This window comes from Brachybacterium sp. sponge, from assembly GCF_001613775.1.
Taxonomy (GTDB): domain Bacteria; phylum Actinomycetota; class Actinomycetes; order Actinomycetales; family Dermabacteraceae; genus Brachybacterium; species Brachybacterium conglomeratum.
Genome location: NZ_LRMP01000002.1, coordinates 809832 through 830158, shown reverse-complemented (window position 1 = coordinate 830158; position 20327 = coordinate 809832). Strand labels below are relative to the sequence as shown.

17 protein-coding genes are annotated in these 20327 nt (G+C 72.6%); 10 read left to right on the top strand and 7 right to left on the bottom strand.

All coding sequences use genetic code 11. The annotated features are described in order from the left end of the window. Positions 1–239 precede the first annotated feature (239 nt). Positions 240–398 (top strand): DUF5679 domain-containing protein, encoded by a 159-nt coding sequence (locus tag A4A78_RS17975; RefSeq protein ID WP_010551122.1) that lies wholly within the window; start codon positions 240–242, stop codon positions 396–398. Positions 399–600: 202 nt separating this feature from the next. Here the strand turns inward: A4A78_RS17975 and A4A78_RS11690 are convergent, their stop codons facing one another. The 3 genes from A4A78_RS11690 to nudC all read right to left on the bottom strand — a co-directional run bounded on the left by A4A78_RS11690 (position 601) and on the right by nudC (position 4538). Continuing rightward, positions 601–900, bottom strand: coding sequence for a WhiB family transcriptional regulator (locus A4A78_RS11690; protein ID WP_050815754.1), 300 nt, complete (start codon positions 898–900; stop codon positions 601–603). Between the two features lie 321 nt (positions 901–1221). Beyond that, a complete protein-coding gene (locus tag A4A78_RS11685; RefSeq protein WP_062949391.1) occupies positions 1222–3351 on the bottom strand; it encodes an ATP-dependent DNA helicase UvrD2 in 2130 nt (709 codons plus the stop codon). A 269-nt stretch (positions 3352–3620) separates the two neighbouring features. Next, complete coding sequence (gene nudC, locus A4A78_RS11680) at positions 3621–4538, bottom strand: NAD(+) diphosphatase (protein WP_062949389.1); 918 nt, start codon at positions 4536–4538, stop codon at positions 3621–3623. Between the two features lie 49 nt (positions 4539–4587). Here nudC and A4A78_RS11675 point away from each other — a divergent pair, with 49 nt between their 5' ends. Next, the gene (locus A4A78_RS11675) at positions 4588–5580 is read left to right on the top strand and encodes a phosphotransferase (RefSeq protein WP_062949387.1); all 993 of its coding nucleotides are present in this window, start codon (positions 4588–4590) and stop codon (positions 5578–5580) included. An 88-nt stretch (positions 5581–5668) separates the two neighbouring features. Here the strand turns inward: A4A78_RS11675 and A4A78_RS11670 are convergent, their stop codons facing one another. Next, a complete protein-coding gene (locus A4A78_RS11670; protein ID WP_062949385.1) occupies positions 5669–9130 on the bottom strand; it encodes an ATP-dependent DNA helicase in 3462 nt (1153 codons plus the stop codon). Beyond that, the gene (locus A4A78_RS11665; protein WP_062949383.1) at positions 9127–12396 is read right to left on the bottom strand and encodes a UrvD/REP family ATP-dependent DNA helicase; all 3270 of its coding nucleotides are present in this window, start codon (positions 12394–12396) and stop codon (positions 9127–9129) included. Before A4A78_RS11665 ends, A4A78_RS11670 begins: the two co-directional genes overlap by 4 nt. Before the next feature lie 116 nt (positions 12397–12512). Here A4A78_RS11665 and A4A78_RS11660 point away from each other — a divergent pair, with 116 nt between their 5' ends. From A4A78_RS11660 to A4A78_RS11640, 5 genes are all read left to right on the top strand, one after another. Continuing rightward, positions 12513–13175, top strand: coding sequence for a TetR/AcrR family transcriptional regulator (locus A4A78_RS11660; RefSeq protein ID WP_062949381.1), 663 nt, complete (start codon positions 12513–12515; stop codon positions 13173–13175). Positions 13176–13309: 134 nt separating this feature from the next. Next, complete coding sequence (locus tag A4A78_RS11655; RefSeq protein ID WP_010551130.1) at positions 13310–13531, top strand: DUF3107 domain-containing protein; 222 nt, start codon at positions 13310–13312, stop codon at positions 13529–13531. A gap of 4 nt (positions 13532–13535) precedes the next feature. Then, positions 13536–15314: a metallophosphoesterase gene (locus A4A78_RS11650; protein WP_062949379.1), complete on the top strand. Its 1779-nt coding sequence runs from the start codon at positions 13536–13538 to the stop codon at positions 15312–15314. Between the two features lie 113 nt (positions 15315–15427). Beyond that, positions 15428–15736 carry a transposase gene (locus tag A4A78_RS17970; protein WP_062949377.1) on the top strand — a complete coding sequence of 103 codons (309 nt, stop codon included), beginning with the start codon at positions 15428–15430 and terminating at the stop codon, positions 15734–15736. Between the two features lie 131 nt (positions 15737–15867). Beyond that, positions 15868–16056, top strand: coding sequence for a hypothetical protein (locus A4A78_RS11640; protein ID WP_010551133.1), 189 nt, complete (start codon positions 15868–15870; stop codon positions 16054–16056). Between the two features lie 267 nt (positions 16057–16323). On the opposite strand, the gene A4A78_RS11635 is transcribed toward A4A78_RS11640, so the two are convergent. Next, positions 16324–16926, bottom strand: a complete 603-nt coding sequence (locus A4A78_RS11635) for a cadmium resistance transporter (RefSeq protein ID WP_062949375.1) — start codon at positions 16924–16926, stop codon at positions 16324–16326. Beyond that, on the bottom strand, positions 16923–17282 hold the full coding sequence (locus A4A78_RS17555; RefSeq protein WP_006590980.1) for a helix-turn-helix transcriptional regulator: 360 nt from the start codon (positions 17280–17282) through the stop codon (positions 16923–16925). The genes A4A78_RS11635 and A4A78_RS17555 overlap by 4 nt, the downstream gene beginning before the upstream one ends. 193 nt (positions 17283–17475) lie before the next feature. Between A4A78_RS17555 and A4A78_RS11630 the strand changes: the two genes are divergently transcribed. Genes A4A78_RS11630 through A4A78_RS11620 form a run of 3 tightly spaced genes read left to right on the top strand, consistent with a single transcriptional unit; the run spans position 17476 to position 20292 of the window. Continuing rightward, positions 17476–18072 carry a recombinase family protein gene (locus A4A78_RS11630; RefSeq protein WP_006590953.1) on the top strand — a complete coding sequence of 199 codons (597 nt, stop codon included), beginning with the start codon at positions 17476–17478 and terminating at the stop codon, positions 18070–18072. Between the two features lie 7 nt (positions 18073–18079). Further along, positions 18080–19477: a Mu transposase C-terminal domain-containing protein gene (locus A4A78_RS11625; protein ID WP_082835306.1), complete on the top strand. Its 1398-nt coding sequence runs from the start codon at positions 18080–18082 to the stop codon at positions 19475–19477. An 11-nt stretch (positions 19478–19488) separates the two neighbouring features. Continuing rightward, positions 19489–20292: an AAA family ATPase gene (locus tag A4A78_RS11620; protein ID WP_062949866.1), complete on the top strand. Its 804-nt coding sequence runs from the start codon at positions 19489–19491 to the stop codon at positions 20290–20292. The last annotated feature ends 35 nt before the right edge of the window (positions 20293–20327 follow it).

Genomic DNA, 20327 nt, shown 5'->3' with positions numbered 1-20327 from the left:
TGCCGTCGGGCCGCCGATATCGGCTCGTCGTGCGCACTTCCTCGGCTCCCCCGGAGCCCCCAGTCTCCCGAAGCGCACGACGGGCCGGTCAGATCGGATCACTCCTCTTCTGCGCCGCGCCGCGGCCGTTCCTGATTCGTGCGCATGTGCGCCCCCGGCTACAGTGGTCCGGTCCCGGTCCGCGGCGAGAGTCGTGCGCCGGTGAATGTTCATCACTCACGAACCCACGAGGAGCGGATATGGCCGACGAGACCTATGCCGGAGAGTTCTACTGCGTCAAGTGCCGCGAGAAGCGGGAGGCCGAGGGCAACGTCGTCGTCTCCAACGGTCGTCGCATGGCCAAGGCCGTGTGCCCGGAGTGCGGCACCAAGCTGAACCGGATCCTCGGCAAGGCCTGATCGACGTACTGCGAGGCACGAGCGGTAGGAGATCAGGCAGACACAACTGCTGATCGACGTACTGCGAGGCACGAGCGGTAGGAGATCAGGCAGACACAACTCCTGATCAACGTACTGCGAGGCTCTGCCTCCACAGACCGCGAAGGGCGGGGCACCATCGGTGCCCCGCCCTTCGTCGTCCCCTCGCCCGTCGCGGGCGCGCTCATGCCGCGTCGGCGTCGGGGAGGGGGTTCTTCCGCGGGCGGCCGCGGCCGCGCTTGACGGCGATGATGCGGCCGTCCTGGAAGATCGCGCCTCCCCAGACGCCCCAGGGCTCGCCCCGGTCCAGGGCGCCCTGGCGGCACTCCTGGATCAGGGGGCAGTCGGCGCACAGGAGCTTGGCCTGCTCGAGGTCGGCGGGGCGCTCAGAGAAGAAGAGGTCGGCCGCGTCCGCGTCGTGGCACGGCAGCATGTCTGCGGAGGCGTCCGCAGGGTTCAGGAAAGTGGTCAGTAGAGAAGTCATCGTCTCGCTGCTTCGACGTCGTCGGGAAGGACGGCCCCGGGAGGGGCGGGAGGGGGCGGCGCCGGTGCCGCCCCGTGCAGCGAGGGTGGACCTCGTCAGCTCAGGCGGAGCACCGCGGGGGCATAGCCCCGTTCGCGCGGCAGAAGAGCGGGCGCGCCGAGGGGGCGCAGGCCAGCTCCTGCCAGATTCCTGAAAACGATCACGAGACCCACCCCCCTTCTGTGCGCGTGCCCCGGCTTCCCGGCTCACGACCCGAACGATTGACGTGGACGACTCTACACCCGTCCCGGCGAATGCAGAAGTATTTTTTGACCTGCGGTTTCAGTCCTTCGCGGAGGGTCCGGCGAGGATCCGGAGCAGCTCGGCGCCGTAGGAGGAGACCTTCGCGGGGCCGATCCCGGGCACGGCCAGCAGCTCCTCCTCGGTACGGGGCGCGCGCTCGGCGACGGCCTCGAGGGCGGCGTCGGTGAGCACGGCGTAGGCGGGGACGCCGCGCCGACCGGACTCCTCCCGACGCCAGCTGCGCAGCTCGGCGAGCAGCTCGGGCCCGGCGGTCGACGGGCAGCCGTCGTGGCGGCCGCGACGCTGCTCGGCGGCGGAGACCAGGCCCTGCCCGCACACCCGGCACTCGGAGTAGACGGTCGCGGAGCGCCGCCCGGTGCGGCGCGGTCCGGGGCCGGGCGCGGTGCGCGGGGAGTCGGGATGGGCGAGCACTCCGTCGAGGAAGCGGGAGGGCTTGCGGGAGCCGCGGGCGCCGGGGGTGCGGGCCGCGGCCCAGCTGACGGTGAGCAGGTCGCGGGCGCGGGTGAGGGCGACGTAGAACAGTCGCCGCTCCTCCTCGACCTCGGCGGGGGTCTTGGCCATGGAGATCGGCAGCAGCCCGTCGCTCGCGCCGACCACGAACACGACCGGCCACTCCAAGCCCTTGGCGGCATGGACGGAGGCGAGGGTGACGCCGTCGACGACGGGCGCGGCCTGTGACTCGGCCCGCTCCTCGAGCTCTCGGACCACGTCGGCCATAGTCGCGCCGGGCCGGGCGGTGATGGTGTCGGTGAGGCCGACGAGGGCGTTCAGCGAGTCCCAGCGGTCGCGGATCGCGCCGGTGGTCTCCGGGGCCTGCTCGGACCAGCCCTGCTGGGAGAGGACGTCGCGGACGGCACGGGCCGGGTCGAGCTGCTCGACTCGGGTCGCGGCGCGCAGGGACACCATCGCGCGCCGCACCTCCTGCCGTTCGAAGAAGCGGTCCCCGCCGCGCACCAGGTAGCCGATGCCGCGGGCGGTGAGCGCCTGTTCGAACGCCTCGGACTGGCTGTTGGTGCGGAACAGGATCGCGATCTCGGAGGCGGTGCGGCCCTCGGCGATCAGCGCGCCGATGCGGTCGGCGATCCCGTCGGCCTCGGCGCCGTCGTCGGGGAAGGACTCCACCAGCGGCGGCGGCCCGGCATCGCGCTGGGAGACGAGTGTGAGACGACCGGCGCGGGTGCGGCCCTGCGCGCCGTCGAGGACGGTGTTGGCCATGCGCACGATCTCGGGGGTGGAGCGGTAGTTGCGCTCGAGGCGGATGGTGCGGGCGCGCTTGAACTCGCTGCGGAAGTCCAGGAGGTAGGAGGCGCGGGCACCGGCGAAGGTATAGATGGTCTGGGCGGCGTCGCCCACCACGCACAGGTCGTCGGAGGTGCCCAGCCACAGCCGCAGCAGCGCGTGCTGCAGGGCGGAGACGTCCTGGTACTCGTCGACGACGAAGTGCTTGTACTGGGCGCGGACCTCGCGGGCGACGTCGCCGCGCTCGGTGAGGAAGCCGACCATGTGCAGCAGCACGTCCTCGAAGTCGATGACGTTGTGCTCCTTTTTCACCTCCTCGTACTGGGTGAGGATGCGAGAGATGGAGCGGGAGTCGAAGCCGGCCACGCCCGGGCGGCGGGCCTGCGCGGCCGCGTCCGGATAGGTCTCGGGGGTCAGCATCGACACCCGCGACCACTCGACCTCGGCGACGATGTCGCGCAGCGCCGCGCGGTCCACGCTCAGGTGCAGGCGGGAGCAGGCCTCCCCCACCGCGGCGTACTTGCTGGCGATGATGTCGGGCATCGACCCGCCGATGACGCGGGGCCAGAAGTGGCGCAGCTGGCGCAGCGCGGCGGAGTGGAAGGTGCGGGCCTGCACGGCGGGCACGCCGAGGTCCCGCAGGCGCGAGCGCATCTCGGCGGCGGCCTTCGCGGTGAAGGTGACGGCGAGGACGTGGCGGGGGTTCAGCTGACCGGTGGCGACCCCGTAGGCGATGCGGTGGGTGATCGCGCGGGTCTTGCCGGTGCCGGCGCCGGCGAGCACGCACAGCGGCGTGCCGAAGCTGCCCGCCACCTCGCGCTGCTCGGGGTCGAGCGCGGCGAGGAGCGACTCCGCATCGGCCGGGGCGGAGGGGGCGGTGGCGTCGGGGGCGGCGGTCTGGTCGGTCATCGCCCTCCATCCTGCCAGGGCGGTGCGACGCTCCACGGGGTGCTGTGGACGGCGGGTGCCTCACACCCCGTCGGGGCGTCGGGACACGAGCGGCCGGGGCAGTCTCGGCCGGGCACCTCACGGGTGATGGCGCGTGGCGTACCTCTACGCCCATATAGGCGTAGAGGTACGCCACGCGCCATCGACTGACCATTGCCCTCGCCGACGTCGAGCCGAGGGCAGCTGGTCGATCAGGACCCCGCAGGTCGAGCCGGGCCGGCGAGCGCCGCTCAGGTCTCGGCGGAGCGGCCGTACCAGTCGTCGATCAGGGCGCGGCCCATCGAGGCGGGGCCGGGCAGCTCGATCTCGTCGGCCGCGAGAGCGGCGGCGAGCTCCTCGCGGCTGAACCAGCGCGCCTCGGCGATCTCCTCGTCCTGGAGGGTGAGCTCGCCTGCCTCCGGCGCCCAGGCGCGGTAGCCGAGCATGAGCGAGCGCGGGAAGGGCCAGGGCTGGCTGCCCATGTACTCGACCTCGGTGACGGCCACGCCCACCTCCTCGGCGACCTCCCGGGCGACGGCGTTCTCGAGGCTCTCGCCGGGCTCGACGAAGCCTGCGAGCACCGAGTGGAAGCGGCCGCGGAAGTGGGCGTTGCGGGCCAGCAGCAGGCGGTCCCTGCCGTCCCGCACGGCCATGATCACTGCAGGGTCGGTGCGGGGGAACTGCTCGACGCCGTCCTCACGGCAGCGCAGCACCCAGCCGGCCATCTCGGGATCGAGCAGACCGCCGCACAGCGGGCAGTGCCGCATCGAGCGGTGCCAGGCACCCATCGCGACCGCGGCCGCGGCGAGGTCGGCATCCGCATCGACCAGCCGGTCCGCGACGCGCCGGAGGTCGCGCAGATCACGGCCGGGGTCGTCGAGCTCGGGGCTCGGCTCGGGGATCTCCACGGCGAGTACCCGCACGCCGTCCCGTCGGCCCAGCAGCACCAGCGGCTGGGTGGTGCCGCCGCGAGGGTCCGCGGTCTCCAGCACGGCGTGCAGCGTGCCGTCCTCGTCCTCGGAGAGCGCCACAGCCCCGGCGCGCGTGACGAGATAGCGGGCGTCCTCGCCGGGGGCGAGCACTCCGTCCTCGCCGCGCAGCAGCGCGTCGCGGTCGGAGCCCAGCAGGGTCAGGGGCGTGTCGAGATGCGGTCCACGGAGCGTCGGCATGACCTCGAGCCTAACCGGCGCGCGGGGTCGGGACGGGTACGGTGGACGCGTGCATCGCAACTCCTACTCCATGGCTGCCCTCGCCGCGGCGGCGGTCCCCGGGCTGGCCCCGGTGCGGACCTCCTCCATCGCCACCCCGGTCGAGGATCTCGACGTCGCCGGAGTGGTCGCGGAGGACGGCCGCCGAGTGCTGGTCCACTCCCCCGCCACCACGGCCGCCGGGATCCATCTCGAGCGCGACCTGCGCGTCGCCGATGCCCTCACCGGGACCCCGCTGAAGGCCGTGATCCCGCCCGTGCTCGGCTACGTCAAGCTCCCCGAGGGCGGGCGCAGCGCGGTGACCGAGGCCCCCGTCGGCCGGCCGCTCATGCTCGAAGACCTCCAGGACAGCGAGGAGCTCGCCCGCTCCCTCGGCGAGGTCCTCGCCCGGATCCACACCGTGCCGCGCTACGCGGCGGAGTCCGCAGGGGTGGAGTCCTTCACCCCGGAGGTGCTGCACGCCCGCCACCGTGCCCGGATCGACAAGGTCCACGCCGCCGGGCACCTGCCCGCCGCGGTCGCGCAGCGGTGGGACGCGCTGCTGGCCGATCAGGAGCTGTGGGACTTCACGCCCCAGTTCATCCACGGGGACCTGTCCGAGGAGAGCCTGTTCGTCTCGGGCCGGCGCCTCAGCGCCGTGCGGGACTGGTCCTCCTCGATCGTCGGCGATCCCGCGGCGGATCTGGCCTGGCTGATCTCCTCGCTGGACCCGGAGCGGTTCGACTCCCTGTACGCCGCGTATCGCGAGGAGCTGCCCACCTCGAGCCATCCCCGGCTGATGGAGCGGGCGCAGGCGCTGGGCGAGTTCGCGGTCGCGGAGTGGCTCGAGCACGGCCTGGAGATCGAGGACGAGGACATCGTCGCCGACGCCCGCGGCATGATCGCCGATCTCGACGCGGACCTCGCCCAGATCGCACGCGAGGAGGCCGAGCGCACCTACGACGAGATGAACGCGCACGAGGACGGCGGGCGGTCCGCCGACAGCGCCCGCTCCGAGGCCTGAGCGAGGACCAGCACCCTCACCGACATCGGTCGTCCGGGCATGCCCCCGGCCGGCATGAGCCCACGGCGGACTCGGCCTTCCGGCCGCGTCACTCCCCCGCCAGCATCTCCGCGATCCGTTCGCGGGAGGGGTGCTCGGTGACCTCGTGGGTGATCCCGTCGGCCACGAAGTGGAAGGCCGTGCGGATGTTCCGGAGCGGCAGACCGGTCCGCTCGTGCCAGGCCAGGCGGTAGAGCGAGAGCTGCAGCGAGCGTTCGCGCAGCTGGGAGGGGCGGGGCATGCGGCCCGTCTTCCAGTCCACGATGATCACCCCGCCGGTGCCATCGGGCCCTGCCGTGCCGTCGCCGCCCTCGGGGTCTGCGAAGACCGCGTCGATCACGCCGCGCACCCCGATCTCGCCGATCCGGGTGGTGACCGGCTGCTCGACCGCGAAGGGGCTGCGGTGCGCCCAGTCGGAGGCCTCGAAGGCCTCGCGCAGGGCGCGGGCGTCGGCGAGGGCGCGCTCCTCCTCCGGGTCCTCGAGATCGGCGAGGTCCTCGAGGTCCAGCAGGGTCGCGCTGCCGAAGCGGTTCTCGAGCCAGGAGTGGAAGGCGGTGCCGCGCACGGCGGCCGGCGAGGGGCGGCGCGGCAGCGGGCGCAGCAGCTCGATCGCGGCGGCCTGCGGGTCGCGGGCCTGCGCCACCACCTGAGAGGCGGACAGCCGCGGCGGGGAGTGCACGGCAGGCGCGGCGGCGTGCTGGGCGAGGTCGGCCAGCGCACGGCGCACGAGCTCCTCGAGCTCCGGGTCGGCGAGAGCGGGCGCATCGATCCCTTCGGCCGACGCGGGGCCGGGCGGGTCCGTCCGGTCGGGCTGCGGGCCACCGGGCGCCGGGTCGTCGGTGGCCAGGTCCGTCGATGCAGCGGCGGTCTCGCGGGCGACCTCGGCGAGGCGGGCGGCGGCGCGGGTGCGGGCCTGCTCGGCCTCGCCCGGGGCGGGCGGCCAGGTGGCGGTGGGCCGCTCGGACTCCAGCGGGTTCTCCTCCGGCACCTCCTGCGCGGAGCGGAACGCCTCGGGCACCAGCGGCGCCGCCTCGGTGAGATAGCGGGAGCGGGGGCGCGGGGTGCGCAGCCCCTCGCGCCAGGCGGCGGAGGTCAGCAGCAAACGACGCTTGGCGCGGGTGACGGCGACGTACATCAGGCGCCGGTCCTCGGCCAGCGCCTCCTCGCCCTGCGCGAAGCGGTACTCCTGGATGATCCCCTCGGCGTCGACCTGGATGTCGGCCTCGGCCCAGGCGAGCTCAGGCAGCGTGTCCGCATCGCCGCGCAGGGCGGTGGGGACGGAGGCTCCGGCGAGCTTGCCGAGCCAGCCGTCACCGGGCACACGCACCCGCCCGGTCTCGTCGGCCTTGGCGCGGCGCAGGTCGTAGGAGGGGACGGAGCCCTCGGTGAGCCCGGCGACGGCGACCAGGTCCCACTCCAGGCCCTTGGCGGAGTGCATGGTCACGATGGTCACGGCGGCGGGGTCGTGGGCCTGCTCGGGTGCGGCGGTGACGGAGAGTCCGGCCTCCTCGTCCTCGCTGATCTCGAGCAGGTCGAGATAGGCGCCGAGGCCGCCGCGGCGGGCGGTGCGCTCGAAGGAGGCGGCGTGGTCGCGGAACGCCTCGAGGTCGGCGAGCGCACCGGTGCCCGGGGCGGTCTCCAGCAGCGCGAGGTCCACCTCGAGCACCCGGATCGCGGCGGTGACCAGGTCCGGCAGGGGCAGCGGGAGCAGGCGCCGCACCTCGCGCAGCATCTGCTGGAGGTGCAGCAGCCGCTCCCGGCCGACGGGGGTGAGGGCGCGGCCCGAGGGGTCGGTCCAGTCCGCCGGCGGCAGGTCGTCGAGCGCGTCGACGAGGGAGACCTCCTCGGCCTCGTCCCGGGCGCCGACGGCACCTCCCTCGCCCGCGCCGACCCGTCGGCGGGAGCCCATCCGGTCCCGCCAGCGGCCGAGGACGGCAAGATCGCGGGCACCGAGCCGGATCCTCGGCCCGGTGAGCAGGCGCATCAGGGCGTCGCCGCGGCCGGGGTCGTGGGCGCATTCGAGCAGGGCCCGCACGTCGGCGACCTCGGGGCGGTGCAGCAGACCGCCGAGGCCGACGACCTGGGCGGGCAGGCCCCTCTCCTCGAGCCCGGCGACGAGGGCAGGGATCTGGCGGCGGGCGCGCACGAGCACCGCGGCGGAGGCGGGCGGGGCATCGGCGGGGCCGGCGCCGTCCCCGGCGTCGCGTCCGTCCTCGGCGCGACGGGCGAGGATCCAGTCCGCGATCGCCCTCGCCTCGGCCCGCTCGTCGGCCGCCTCGAGGATCTCGCAGGCCCCCTCCCCCGCGCCGGGGCGGGGGTGCAGCTCGGGGATCTCGATCCCGGCGCCGGCGGCGCGCAGCGGGGCGGCGACGCGGTTGGCGACGGCGAGCACGGCCTCGTCGTTGCGCCAGGAGGTGGACAGGGTGCGCTGGAGGACCGGCTGCGCCTCGGTCGCGAAGGCGTCGGCGAAGCCGGCGAGGGAGGCGGCCGAGGCGCCGCGCCAGCCGTAGATCGCCTGCTGCGGGTCGCCGACGGCGCAGGCGGCATGCCCGGGGCCGAAGAGGTCGGTGAGCATGCGCAGCTGGGCGACGGAGGTGTCCTGGAACTCGTCCAGCAGCACCACGCGGTGCATGCGACGGGCGAGGGTCGCGGCGGCGGGGACCTGGCGGGCGATGCGGGCGGCGAGGGAGACCTGGTCGGAGAAGTCCAGCGCGGAGTCGGCGGTGCGGATCTCGGCGAAGCGGCGCAGCAGCGGGATCAGGGCCAGACGCTGTTCGAGCTGGTCGATCACCTTCGCGACGTCCTTCGGGGTGGTGCGTCGCCTGCCCTCGACCTGCAGCGGGATCTGGGAGAGATGGTCGCGGATCTCGCGCAGATGCGCCTCGAGCTGCTCGGGGGTGATGAGATGGTCGGCGAGCGAGGAGCTCAGCGAGAGCAGGGCGGCGGTGAGCGTGGCCGGGGAGGCCTCGAGGTCCAGGGAGTCGTCCCAGCCCTCGACGATCTCGTGGGCGAGCTGCCAGGAGGCGGAGGCGGACATCATGGTCAGGTCCGGGTCGATGCCGACGGCGAGGGCGTGCTCGCGCACCAGGTCCAGGGCGAAGCCGTTGTAGGTGTGGACCAGGGGGCGCTGGCCGACGAGCTCGTCGCCGCCGCGCTCCAGGCCGGGCGGCAGCTCCTCCCCGGCGCCGCGGAGGGCCGCGGCGAGGGTGGCGAGGCGGGCGCCGATCCGCTCGCCGAGCTCGTGGGCGGCCTTGCGGGTGAAGGTCAGGCCCAGCACCTGGCGCGGCTCGACGATGCCGTTGGCGATCAGCCACACCACGCGGGAGGCCATGGTCTCGGTCTTGCCGGAGCCGGCTCCGGCAACCACCAGCATCGGCGCGAGCGGCGCCTCGATGACGGAGGTCTGATCGGCGGTGGGCGGAGGCTGCTCGAGCAGGGCCGCGAGCTGCGCGGCGGAGTACCGGGCGGCATGAGCTCCGGGGGCGGAGACATGGACGGAGTCGGTGGTCACAGCTGCTCTCCTTCGGGCTGGAGCGGGCAGCTGGAGCGCACCGCGCAGTGGTCGCAGTGCGCGTTGCGACGCGCGGTGACGTGCTCGCCGGAGACCTCGCGGGCCACGTCGCGTACCAGCTCGTCGAACCACTGCGGGTGCTCGGCGCGGGACAGCGCGGTCTGGGTGCGCACCGCGGCCTTCTTCCCGCCGGTGCCGACGTAGACGAGCTGGGCGCCGTTGAGCTGCTCGGGGGCGTCCTCGCCGAGCTGCTCGGCGAGCGCCCCCTCGCGCACGGCGGCCTGGTAGGCGGCCAGCTGCAGGTCCTCCTCGGCCTTCGCGGCGGACTTCGCGGTGCGGCCGGTCTTGAGATCCACGACCCGCAGACCGGTCGCATCGCCCTCGATCCGGTCGATGCTGCCGCGCAGGCGGACGCGGTCCAGCGCCACCTCGAAGGGCGCCTCGACGGCGAGGGGCTCGCCGGCGACGCGGAGGTGCTCGGTGAGCAGACGGGCGGCGTCCTCGGCGTGGCGCACGCGGCGGCGGCCGGACCAGGTGTCGGTGCCGGGCATGCCGCGCAGCAGGGTGTGCAGCTCGTCCAGGAGGTCGACCTCGCCGCGGGGGTGGATCTGGGCGAGGTGGTGGATCGCGGTGCCGAGCAGCTGGGCGGGGCCGCCCGCGCGGGTGCCGCCGGCGCGCTCCATCAGCCAGGACTGGGGGCAGTCCACGGCGCGCTCGAGCGCGGAGGGCGAGAGGGTGATCGGGTCGTCCGGGCCGTGCAGCGGCGCGGTGGAGCTGGGCTGCTGGTGGTACCAGCGGCCGGGGTCGGTGCCGGGGGCGCCGGCGCGGCCCAGGGCCTCCAGGGCGAGGGCCGCGTCGCGGGAGCGGACGGGGTCCTCCTCGTGCAGGCGGCGGCGCAGCGCGGCGACGAGGCGGCGCGCGTCGGGGGCGGGGCCGGGGTCGCGGCGCAGCACCTCGGGGTCGATCCAGGGCTCCCCCGCCGCGTCCTCGAGCACGTCGAAGAGGGCGGAGGGCTCCTCCTGCTCGCCCTCGATCGCGGTGAGCAGCACGCGGGTGCGGGCGCGGGCGAGGGCGCTGACGGCCAGGCGCAGCTCATCGGCGAGGACCTGCTCGCGCTGCAGGGCGCGCAGCGCCTCGGGGCCCGGGGCGGGGTCGGCGGCGCGGGGTCCGGCGAGCAGGGAGAGGTCCGCGGCGCCGAAGAGGGTCGAGCGCAGGCGCAGGTCCGGCCAGGCGCCCTCCTGGAGGCGGGCGAGGACGACGGTGTCGCGGTGCTCGCCTGCGAGCTGGGCGGGGGTGAGCACGTCGATCCGGCCGCGGGCGGCGGCGGCCGGGGCGAGCGTGTCCTCGACGACGGCCTGGGCGCGGATCTGCTCGACGAGGTCGAGGGCTCCGGCGCCGGGGCGGCGCTCGGTGAGGCGCTCGGCGGCGGCGAACAGCTCCAGCAGCGCGTCCAGCCTCGCCGCGGCCATCCGGGCGCGGGCGCCGTCCACGTCGCCGGCGTCGCCGAGGGCGGCGCGGCGCCAGCCGCCGGCGAGGCCGGAGGCCTCCCAGGCGTGCCAGAGCACCTGTTCGGCGCCGTCGTCGCGGTGCTCCCGGACGGCGCGGATCATGTCGCGCAAGCGGTGCACGGGGGCGGCGGCGCGGTCGCGGGCGTCCGCGGCGGGAAGGCCCGGCACCTCGTCCTCGACCAGAGCGCGGGCGAGCAGCTCCTCGCTCCTGACCGGCGGGGCGGGGGCATCTTCCGTGCTGTCCTTCGGGCGGTGCTCGGCCGACGCGGGCGCCTCGGGGTCGCTCTCCTCCGACGCTCCCGATCCCGACGAACCTTCCCCTGCCGCGCTCGCCTCCTCCGCGCGATGGGCGGCCAGCAGCAGGCGGCGGATCCGGCGCAGGCGCAGGTCGTCGGCGTCGCCGAAGGGGCCGCGCAGCAGCGCGGTCGCGGTGCGGGCCTCGAGCGGGGTGCCGGCCGGGGCGAGGCCGAGCTCGAGGATCGTGAGCAGGTCGTCGACCACGGCGACGTCGCGCAGCGGCTGGGGGCGGCGCGGGACCCGCACGGGCAGGCCGGTGCGGGAGAGCAGATCGGCGACACCGGCGACGGCCGCGCCGGAGCGGCACACCACGGCCATGTCGTCGTAGTCGACGCCCTCGCGGTGGTGGAGGTCGCGCAGGGCGGAGCCGATCAGGCGCGCCTCGTCCATCGGGTCCGCGGCGCGCAGCGCCACGAGTCCTCCCGGTCGCTCGGCGCGGGGCCGACGGGACGCGGCCGGGGCGCCCGCGAGCGGGAGCCTGCCCCGCAGCGCGTCGACCACGGCGACGAGCCCCTCCTCGCCGCCGTGCGCGCCGTCCAGCGTGATCTCGAGCGGCGCGCCGGGCAGGGCCTCGCGCAGCCGGGCGGCGGCATCGGGCAGGGCGCCGCGGAAGGTGTCCACCGCCGCGTCGGGGCAGCTGGTCACCAGCACCTTCGCCCCGGCCGCGGCGAGCGCGACGACGAGGTCGATGCCGGCGGCGGTGAGGTCCTGCGCGTCGTCGACCACCACGGTGCGGAAGGGCGCGGGGAGGGTCGGGTCCGCCAGGAGCACGGCGGCGCGGCGCACCAGCGCACCGGAGTCGAGGCGGAGGCCGGCGTCGAGCGCGGCGGAGGCCTCGAGGTCGAGCACCCCGAGGTAGTCGCGCAGCAGCGCGGCGGCGTCGCGCCAGGCGGGGCGGCCGTGCTCGCGGCCGAGCTCCTCGAGCGCGGCGGGGCCGAGGCCGAGCTCCCCGGCGCGGGTGATCAGGTCGCGCAGCTCGGTGCGGAAGCCGGGCAGGGTGCGTGCGCCGGGGTCGACGTCCAGGTGCCAGGCGGGGCGCTCGGCGATCAGCTCGGCGAGCAGGGCATCCTGCTCGGCGCCGGTGACCAGGGTCGGCTCGCCCAGCCCTCGGCGCAGCGCGTCGGCGCGGGCGATCGCATGGGCGAGGGCGGGCGGGGTCATGGCGCGGGCGGCGCCCTGTCCGTGGACGGCGAGCGCGTCGCGCAGGCGCCCGGCGGCGAGGCGGCGCGGCGCCAGCAGCAGGGCGTCCTCCCCGGTGGCGTCGGCCGCGGCGAGCGCGAGGGCGGTGCGGCCGCTGCCGGGCCCGCCGTGGACGATCACGTGGTGGCCGGCGGCGACGGCGTCCAGGGCGCGGCGCTGGCCCGGGTCCAGCTGCGCGGCGGGCAGCAGCGCGGGCAGCGCCTCGAGATCGGGTCCGAGCAGGCGGATGCCCTCCCTCGTGATGGTGCCGGTGCGTCGCATGGGACCATTGGACCCCATGGCCCTGACGTCCGGGATGCTCCGCACAGGACTCCGACGGCGGTACAGTGTGCGGGATCACCCGATGTCCCTAATGTCGGATTCCGGAGGTTGACCTCATGTCCTCGCCCACCACCTCCCGGATGCCCCGCGAGCAGCGTCGCTCGCAGCTGCTGCGACTGGCCACCGAGGTGTTCACCGAGAAGGGCTACCAGGCCACTTCGATGGACCACATCGCCACTGCCGCCGGGGTCACCAAGCCCGTCCTCTACCAGCACTTCCGCTCGAAGGAGGCCCTCTACGTCGAGGTCCTCGACGTGATCGGCGAGGCGATGCTCGTCGAGGTCCGCGACATGGCCGGGCGCGGCGGCGACGCCGAGGACCGGGTCCGGCTCGGCATGCGCCGCTTCTACGAGCTCATGGCGCTGAAGAACTCGCTGCGCCTGTTCACCGGTCACGAGATCGTCTCGGACGAGGTCAAGGAGCGGGTCACCCGGATCCTCGACGAGATGTCGATCGAGCTGGCGGGGGTGCTGACCTCCTATCGCGCGCTGAGCACCGGCCAGGCGAGGATCCTCGGCCGGGGCCTTATCGGCATCGCCCAGACCACCGCCCAGCAGCTCCACGACGCCGCCGACGACGAGGAGCGCGACGAGATCCTCAGCACCGTGACCGTCGTGGTGGTCAACGGCCTGACGGGCTTCACGCCGGTGGAGCAGACCGGCGCCGGGCGGGCGGACGCCGACGACCCGGCACCCGAGCAGGGCGCCTCCCGCTCCTGAGCACGGGCTCGCCCCTGGCGGACGGGACGCGGTTCCGCCCGCGGCGTACGCGCGCCGGAGCGCCCGAGGGTCCACGTAGACTCGCCGTGAACAGCACTCCCGTCTCCGCCCGTGAGCGGAGGGAAGGTCAGGTCATGGAGATCCGCATCGGCATCCAGCACTCCCCCCGCGAGCTCGTGATCGAGTCCGACGAGAACGCCGAGGCGGTGCTCGAGCGCCTGGGCGCCGCGGTCGCCGACGGCAGCCCGGTCACCCTGGTGGACGACAAGGGCAAGAAGGTCCTGATCCCCGGTGCGAAGCTCGCCTACGCCGAGGTCTCCACCGAGGAGCCCCGCCGCGTCGGCTTCCTCGGCTGAGGACTTGACCACCCCCGAGGAGCCGACCCCCGCGGACGACGCCGCGGGAACGGCAGCAGCGGGAGGGACCGGGTCCCCGGACGACGCCGGCCCCACCGGGACCGACGGGTCCGCGCAAGACCGCGAGGACGAGCACCCCGCGCAGTCGGCGCCGACGGACGAGGCGAGAGCCCGCCGTCGGCGCCGTCGCCGTGCCCGGGCGCTGCAGGTGACCGCCACCGCCGTGGTCGCGGTGCTCGGTGCGATCCTCGGGCTGCTGCTGGTGCCGGACTCGAAGGTCGAGGTCGGCCCGCTGACCGCCTCGGTGCACGTGCGCCCCTCCCTCTCCTCGGACACGGTGCTGCTGCTGCCGCCGATCGGCGAGGTCTCCTTCGACACCCACACCGCGCCGGTGTCGATCGAGGCCCGGGTCAAGGGCGTCGACGTCGAGAAGGCCGAGGCGCTCTTCTACTCCGACACCGGCTTCGCCGAGCTGCAGAGCACCGCCCCGGAGCAGATCACCGCGGCGGCCGCCCGGAACGCCGCGATGAACGCCCTGTTCGCCGCCGTCGGCGCTGGCCTCGCCGTCGGCCTCACCTTCCGCCGGGTGCGCCGCTCGCTGGTCGCGGGCGGCAGCGCCGTCGCGCTGGTCGGCGTCTCCGTCGGCGCGACCGCGGTGACCTTCTCCCCCGCGGCCCTGACCCAGCCCCGCTTCGAGGGGCTGCTCTCCCAGGCCGCGTACATCGCGGACCTCGGCGAGGCGACCGCACAGGACTACGCGAGCTATCGCGACACGCTCGCGGAGTTCGTGGGGCAGGTCTCGGCGCTGTACATCGCGGCGGACAGCCTGCCCGTGGGCCTGGACCAGGAGAACCTGGTCACGGTGCTGCACGTCTCCGACATCCACGACAACCCGCAGGCCTACGACGTGATCGAGCAGCTGCACACGCAGTTCGCGATCGACGCCGTGATCGACACCGGCGACATCGTCTCCTGGGGCACCCCGGTCGAGAACGAGCTGCTGCGCCGGATCGGCACGCTGGACGTCCCCTACGTGTACATCAGCGGCAACCACGACGGCGCCGCGGCCGCAGCCACCATCGAGGAGCAGCCGAACGCCACCGTGGTCGACAACGAGGTGGTCGAGGTGGCGGGCCTGACGATCGCCGGGATCGGCGATCCCCGCTTCGCGGCCGACGACGACTCCGACATCGGCAGCGGCTGGCAGGAGGGCAAGGACGCGGTCGCCGCGAGCGCCTTCCAGCTCGGCGACACGATCGAGGCGTACGACGAGGCCCATCCCGAGGACCCCGTCGACCTGGCGCTGCTGCACGATCCGACCCAGCCCGACGGACTCCTGGGCCGCGCCCCGCTGGTGCTCTCCGGCCACATGCACACCTCGGACGTCGAGCTGGACCGGGAGGGCTCCGGCACCGACTGGCTGACGGTCGGCTCCACCGGCGGCGCCCTCGCCTCCGGAGGCGTCGCCCCGGTGCTGCAGGGCGATGACCCGCTGGACCTCACCGCCCGGATGCTCTACTTCGACCGGGAGACCGGACGCCTCGTCGCCTACGACGACATCACGATGGGTGGGCTGGGCCTGGTCTCCGTCTCGATCCACCGCTCCCAGATGCCGCAGGAGGACGCCGAGCTCGAGGTGCCCGAGGGCGCCGAGACCCCGGAGGGCACCGTCCCGCCGGAGCAGGAGGTCGCCCCCGGCGAGGGCCTGCCGGACGAGGACCGCGTCACGCCCACCGACCCGGTGAGCCCCGCGCCGGGCGCGAGCGACGGCGGCGAGGGGTAGGAACCGGACCGACGACGCGACACGACCTAGATGTAGTTGGTCAGGGACTAATGCGCGGGTAGGTGTCACATGATCTGTGGCGCTGGAAAGCGTTGCAAGGAAGGATGTGCATCATGCCCGCTCCGTATCCTCAGGAGCTCCATGACGACGTCGTCCGCGTCGCGAGGAAACGCGAACCTGGCCAGAAGCTCGCCGTGATTGCGAACGATTTCGGGATCTCCGAGTCGCACCCTACGAACTGGATGCGTCAGGCCGACGTCGAGGACGGTGCCCGTCCCGGAAAGACCCGCGAGGAGTCCTCCGAGCTGCGGGATCTGCGTCGCCGGAACCGGCTGCTGGAGCAGGAGAACGAGGTCCTGCGCCGCGCTGCCGCCTACCTCTCCCAGGCGAACCTGCCGGGAATATCCTCTACCCGCTCGTGAGCGAACTCGCCGACTACGGAATCCCTGTCGCGGTGTCTTTGCAAGCCCTGAAGCTCTCCCGCCAGCCCTATTACCGTTAGATCAAACAGCAGGTCACCCAGGCTGAGCTCGTCGAGGCATACCGGGCGAACGTGCTGTTCGACGCCGACCGCAGCGATCCCGAGATCGGCTACCGGTTCCTCGCCAGCGAAGCCGCAGCAGCAGGCGAGGTGATGCGCGAGCGGACCTACCACCGTCGTCGCCGGCAGGCTCGCCTGGGCTGTTTGACCCCCATCGAGTACGAGACCACGATAGACCCGACCGTCAGCCTGGCGACCTAACCCCAGCTGACACATGATCGCGCTTCAGTCCCGTCCGATGTGTGCCACTCACATCTAAGACCCTAGCTGAGTCATGTTCCAAAACACAGAGTTGGACCTTGTGGAACAGGGGCGACGTGTGGCTTCGTTCGCTTGGTGGCGGGGTTTTTGCAGCGCTCCGTGGCGGTCTTGTTGCCGCGATCACGCAGGACTGGCTGCAGGTAGGTGTCGCGGTCTGAACCGAGAGGGGTGCGCCCGGTCGGGGCCGTTTGGATCGCTGCCGCTACGTCAGAGTCCGAAGGCTCCGCCGCTGACGAGGATCACGATGCCGAGGCCGATGAGAACGATGGGGAAGAGGATGTGCTCCCAGCGTTCGAGCACTTCGGCGATCGGGGGGCGGGTGGCGACGAACTTTGCCAGGGCCACCAGGACCGCGACGAGCGCGAGGAAGACGATGCAGTAGGCGACTGCTGCGAGAGGTTCCACGCTGAGGAAGACAGGGGTGTAGACGCCGATGTTGTCGCCGCCGTTGGCAAGGGTGACGCCTGCGACGGTCCACACGCCGACCTTCTTGCCGGCAACCTTGGCCTCGTCGTCATCGTCGTCATCGTCTCCGCGCCAGGCCTGCCATGCGGCCCAGAGGCCGAGGCCCAGAGGGATGAGACCGAAGTACGGGATGGCTGCCGAGGGCAGGAATGCTCCGGCGCCGATGGTCACCAGGACCGCGGCACCGAGGATGCCGGCGAATCCGAGGTACTGGCCGGCCAGAATGCGGGCGGTAGTGCCGCGCTGGCCTGCCCCTCGCGCGAAGAAGAGGGAGAGCACGATGATGTCGTCGATGTTGGTCGCTGCGAACAGGCCCATCGCCTGCAAGACCGAGGTGAGGATCATGCGCCCTCCCCAGCTGCGTCGCATCCGGGAAGCGAGCAGGCGGGATCGATGCACGGGGCGTCTTCGTCCACTGCCAGGGTGGCATCGACCAGTGCCGTCAGCGCCTGCGCCAGGTGCGAATCGGCGATCTCATATCGTGTCCGACGACCCTCGGGCTCGGAGACGACGATCCCGCAATCGCGCAGGCATGCCAGGTGGTTGGACACGTTCGGGCGTGTCAGGTCCAGATCTCGGGCCAGTTCCGCCGGGTAAGCGGGATGGTCGAGCAGGGTCAAGATGATCCGGGATCGAGTGGGGTCGGCCAGTGCACGACCCAGGCGGTTCATCACGTCGAGACGCGAAGCAATAGTCAGCATGGACTGAACTATACAGCGCGCACTGAACACTCGGTCACAGGCGTCAGCCCAGATCGCATGCCCGTAAGGGGAACCCTCACCGGACACCACCGCTACTTATCGAGAGGAACGACGGCACGCCTGGCGGGCTGTCCCGTAAGACCCGTCCGGTGAACTGTCCGGTGAAGGGAGGCTATATGACACACTGGGGAGCATGTCCCCCTTGAAGGTCGGCTATGCCCGAGTCTCCACCGACGAGCAGGACCTGACCGCGCAGCGTGACGGACTCGCGGCGTTCGGCGTCGATCCCAAGCGCATCTACGTCGATCACGGGCTCACGGGCCGCAACGCCGACCGTGAGGGCCTGCGGCAGGCGCTGGCTGCCTGTCGGGACGGCGATACGTTCGTGGTCACCAAGCTCGATCGGCTGGCGCGTTCAGTCCGTGATGCCCACCAGATCGCCGACGACCTCGCGGCGCGGGAAGTGAAGCTGAGCATCGCCGGATCGGTGTACGACCCGACCGACCCGATGGGGAAACTGTTGTTCAACGTGCTGGCGATGGTCGCCGAGTTCGAAGCCGACCTCATCCGTGCCCGCACCCGCGAGGGGATGAAGGTCGCCAAGGCCAAGGGCCGGCTGCGCGGGAAGTCACCGAAACTCACCCCCCGGCAAGAAGCTCACCTCGTCCAGCTACATGCTGCCGACGAGCACACCGTGGGCGAGCTGGCCGAGCTGTTCAGCGTGGGCCGCTCCACGGTCTACCGCGCCCTTCAGCGCGCCGAGCGCGGGCGCGAGAACGTCGTGCAGTAGGTGCGTCGTGGACGCTCGAGCGTGGTGGCGAATCCTCAGGCTCCACGTCGAGGACCAGGTGCCCCTTGCGCGCTTAGCTCGCGAGACCGATGTAGGGCTGCGGACCCTGGAGCGCTGGCACGCCCGCTACCGCGCTGACGGCTACGCCGGACTGGAGACAGCCTCACGGGCGGACGCCGGGGCCCGCCGCCTTCCGCCCGACCTCGTTGACCTGATCGAGGGCCTGGCACTGAGCAAGCCGCGGCCGGCCATCGCCACGATCCATCGCAAAGTCACGGGCATCTGCGCCGCCCGGAGGTGGCCGGTCCCCTCCTACTCGGTGGTGTGGGACATCGTGCGGACCCTGGATCCCGGCATGGTCACCCTCGCCCTGGAGGGCGCAGCGTCCTACCGCGACAAGCACGAGCTGGTGCTACGCCGGCAAGCAGAGCTGCCCAACGCGATGTGGCAATCCGATCACACCATGCTCGACATCCTGGTGGTGGGCACCGACGGCAAGTCCGCACGGCCATGGCTGACAACGATCCTCGACGACTGCTCCCGGGCGGTCTGCGGCTACACAGTCTTCCTGGGCGCACCGTCGGCGATGAACACCGCCCTGGCGCTGCGCCAAGCGATCTGGCACAAGACTGACCCGGCCTGGCCGATGTGCGGCCTGCCCGACGTGCTCTACGTCGACCACGGCAGCGACTTCACCAGTGACCAGCTCGCCCACACCGCCGTCGACCTCCATATCCGACTGATCCACTCCACCGTCGCCCGACCCCAGGGACGGGGCAAGATCGAGCGGTTCTTCGGCACCATCAACACCGAGCTACTCGCCACCCTGCCCGGACTCATCACCGAAGGGGACCCCTGGCCGACACCGAAACTGTCCCTGGCCGACCTCGATAGCGCCTTGGAGGCGTTCGTGGCCACCTACAACGACCGCACGCACAGCGAGCTCGGAACCTCCCCGCGCAGCGCGTGGATCGCCGATGGCTGGCTGCCCCGAATGCCCGAGAGCCTGGAAGACCTCGACAGACTGCTGTTAACCGTCGCCAAGACCCGCGTCGTGCGCCGCGATGGCATCCGCTTCCAGGGCCTGCGCTACGTCTCGCCAACTCTGGCCGGCTACGTCGGACGCTCGGTCGTGATCCGCTACGACCCCCGCGACATCACCGAGATCCGCGTCTTCGATCACGACGAATTCGTCTGCAAGGCCGTCAACCAAGAGCACCACGACCAGAAGGTCAGCCTCAAGGAGATCCAGGCCGCGCGCAACGCCCGCCGCCGGGCGCTGCGAGCCGGCATCAACGAACGCATCGCCCTCGTGGCCGCACCTACCGAGACGCCACGGATCACCGAAGCACCGGCTCCGGCGCCGAGGTCGGCGTTGAAGATCTACAAGGAGGACCTCAGGTAAGCCAGCGCTTCATCGTCACCAAGGAGCACCGCCGCTTCACCGAGTTCGCCGACGCCGTGCGCCGCGGGCACACCATCGGTTTGTGCTTCGGATCAGCCGGCGTAGGAAAGACACTCTCCGCACGCCGCTACGCACACTACGAGAAGGCTCATGACCTGCTGACCTACTGGGGGCCGCGCTCCGACAACGACGCCAAGATCTACGCCGCCTTGAACCGGAGCCGCACCGTGCTCTACACCCCCAGCGTGCTGACCACCCCGCGGACCCTGAAGGACGAGCTGACCCAAGCCATCACCCGCACCAACATGTGCATCGAGCAGCACCTCGTACCTCCCGGCACGGCCACTCCCGAGGCCTGGGGATGGCGACACGGCAGGAACTACGTGGAGCTGATCATCGTCGACGAGGCCGAACGACTGCGTCCCGCCGCGCTGGAACTGCTGCGCGATCGCTACGACCGCGACGGCATCGCCCTGATCCTGATCGGCATGCCCGGCCTGGAGAAGCAGTTCAGCCACTACCCCCAGTTCTACAGCCGAGTCGGCTTCGCCCACCAGTACCGGCCCCTGGGACAAGACGAACTGCTGTTCGTCCTCGAGCGACACTGGCGATCCCTCGGCAAGACCCTCGACCCCGACGACTTCACCGACGCCCAAGCCATCGCAGCCATCGCACGGATCACCCGCGGCAACTTCCGGCTCCTCGAACGCCTCTTCCCCCAGATCCAGCGGGTCCTGAAGATCAACGAACTCGACACCATCACCAACGACGTCATCGAAGCCGCACAGAGCACCCTGGTCATCGGTGTCACCTGACCCCGCCACGAAGCGACCGAAGAACCCCGCCATTC

Bases quoted from the DNA above. Each gene is read 5' to 3' on its own strand.
- A4A78_RS17975 (WP_010551122.1), top strand. From the start codon at position 240: ATGGCCGACGAGACCTATGCCGGAGAGTTCTACTGCGTCAAGTGCCGC.
- A4A78_RS17555 (WP_006590980.1), bottom strand. From the start codon at position 17,282: ATGCTGACTATTGCTTCGCGTCTCGACGTGATGAACCGCCTGGGTCGT.
- A4A78_RS11665 (WP_062949383.1), bottom strand. From the start codon at position 12,396: ATGCGACGCACCGGCACCATCACGAGGGAGGGCATCCGCCTGCTCGGA.
- A4A78_RS17970 (WP_062949377.1), top strand. From the start codon at position 15,428: ATGCCCGCTCCGTATCCTCAGGAGCTCCATGACGACGTCGTCCGCGTC.
- A4A78_RS11685 (WP_062949391.1), bottom strand. From the start codon at position 3,351: ATGACCGACCAGACCGCCGCCCCCGACGCCACCGCCCCCTCCGCCCCG.
- A4A78_RS11630 (WP_006590953.1), top strand. From the start codon at position 17,476: ATGTCCCCCTTGAAGGTCGGCTATGCCCGAGTCTCCACCGACGAGCAG.
- A4A78_RS11660 (WP_062949381.1), top strand. From the start codon at position 12,513: ATGTCCTCGCCCACCACCTCCCGGATGCCCCGCGAGCAGCGTCGCTCG.
- A4A78_RS11655 (WP_010551130.1), top strand. From the start codon at position 13,310: ATGGAGATCCGCATCGGCATCCAGCACTCCCCCCGCGAGCTCGTGATC.
- A4A78_RS11635 (WP_062949375.1), bottom strand. From the start codon at position 16,926: ATGATCCTCACCTCGGTCTTGCAGGCGATGGGCCTGTTCGCAGCGACC.
- nudC (WP_062949389.1), bottom strand. From the start codon at position 4,538: ATGCCGACGCTCCGTGGACCGCATCTCGACACGCCCCTGACCCTGCTG.
- A4A78_RS11690 (WP_050815754.1), bottom strand. From the start codon at position 900: ATGACTTCTCTACTGACCACTTTCCTGAACCCTGCGGACGCCTCCGCA.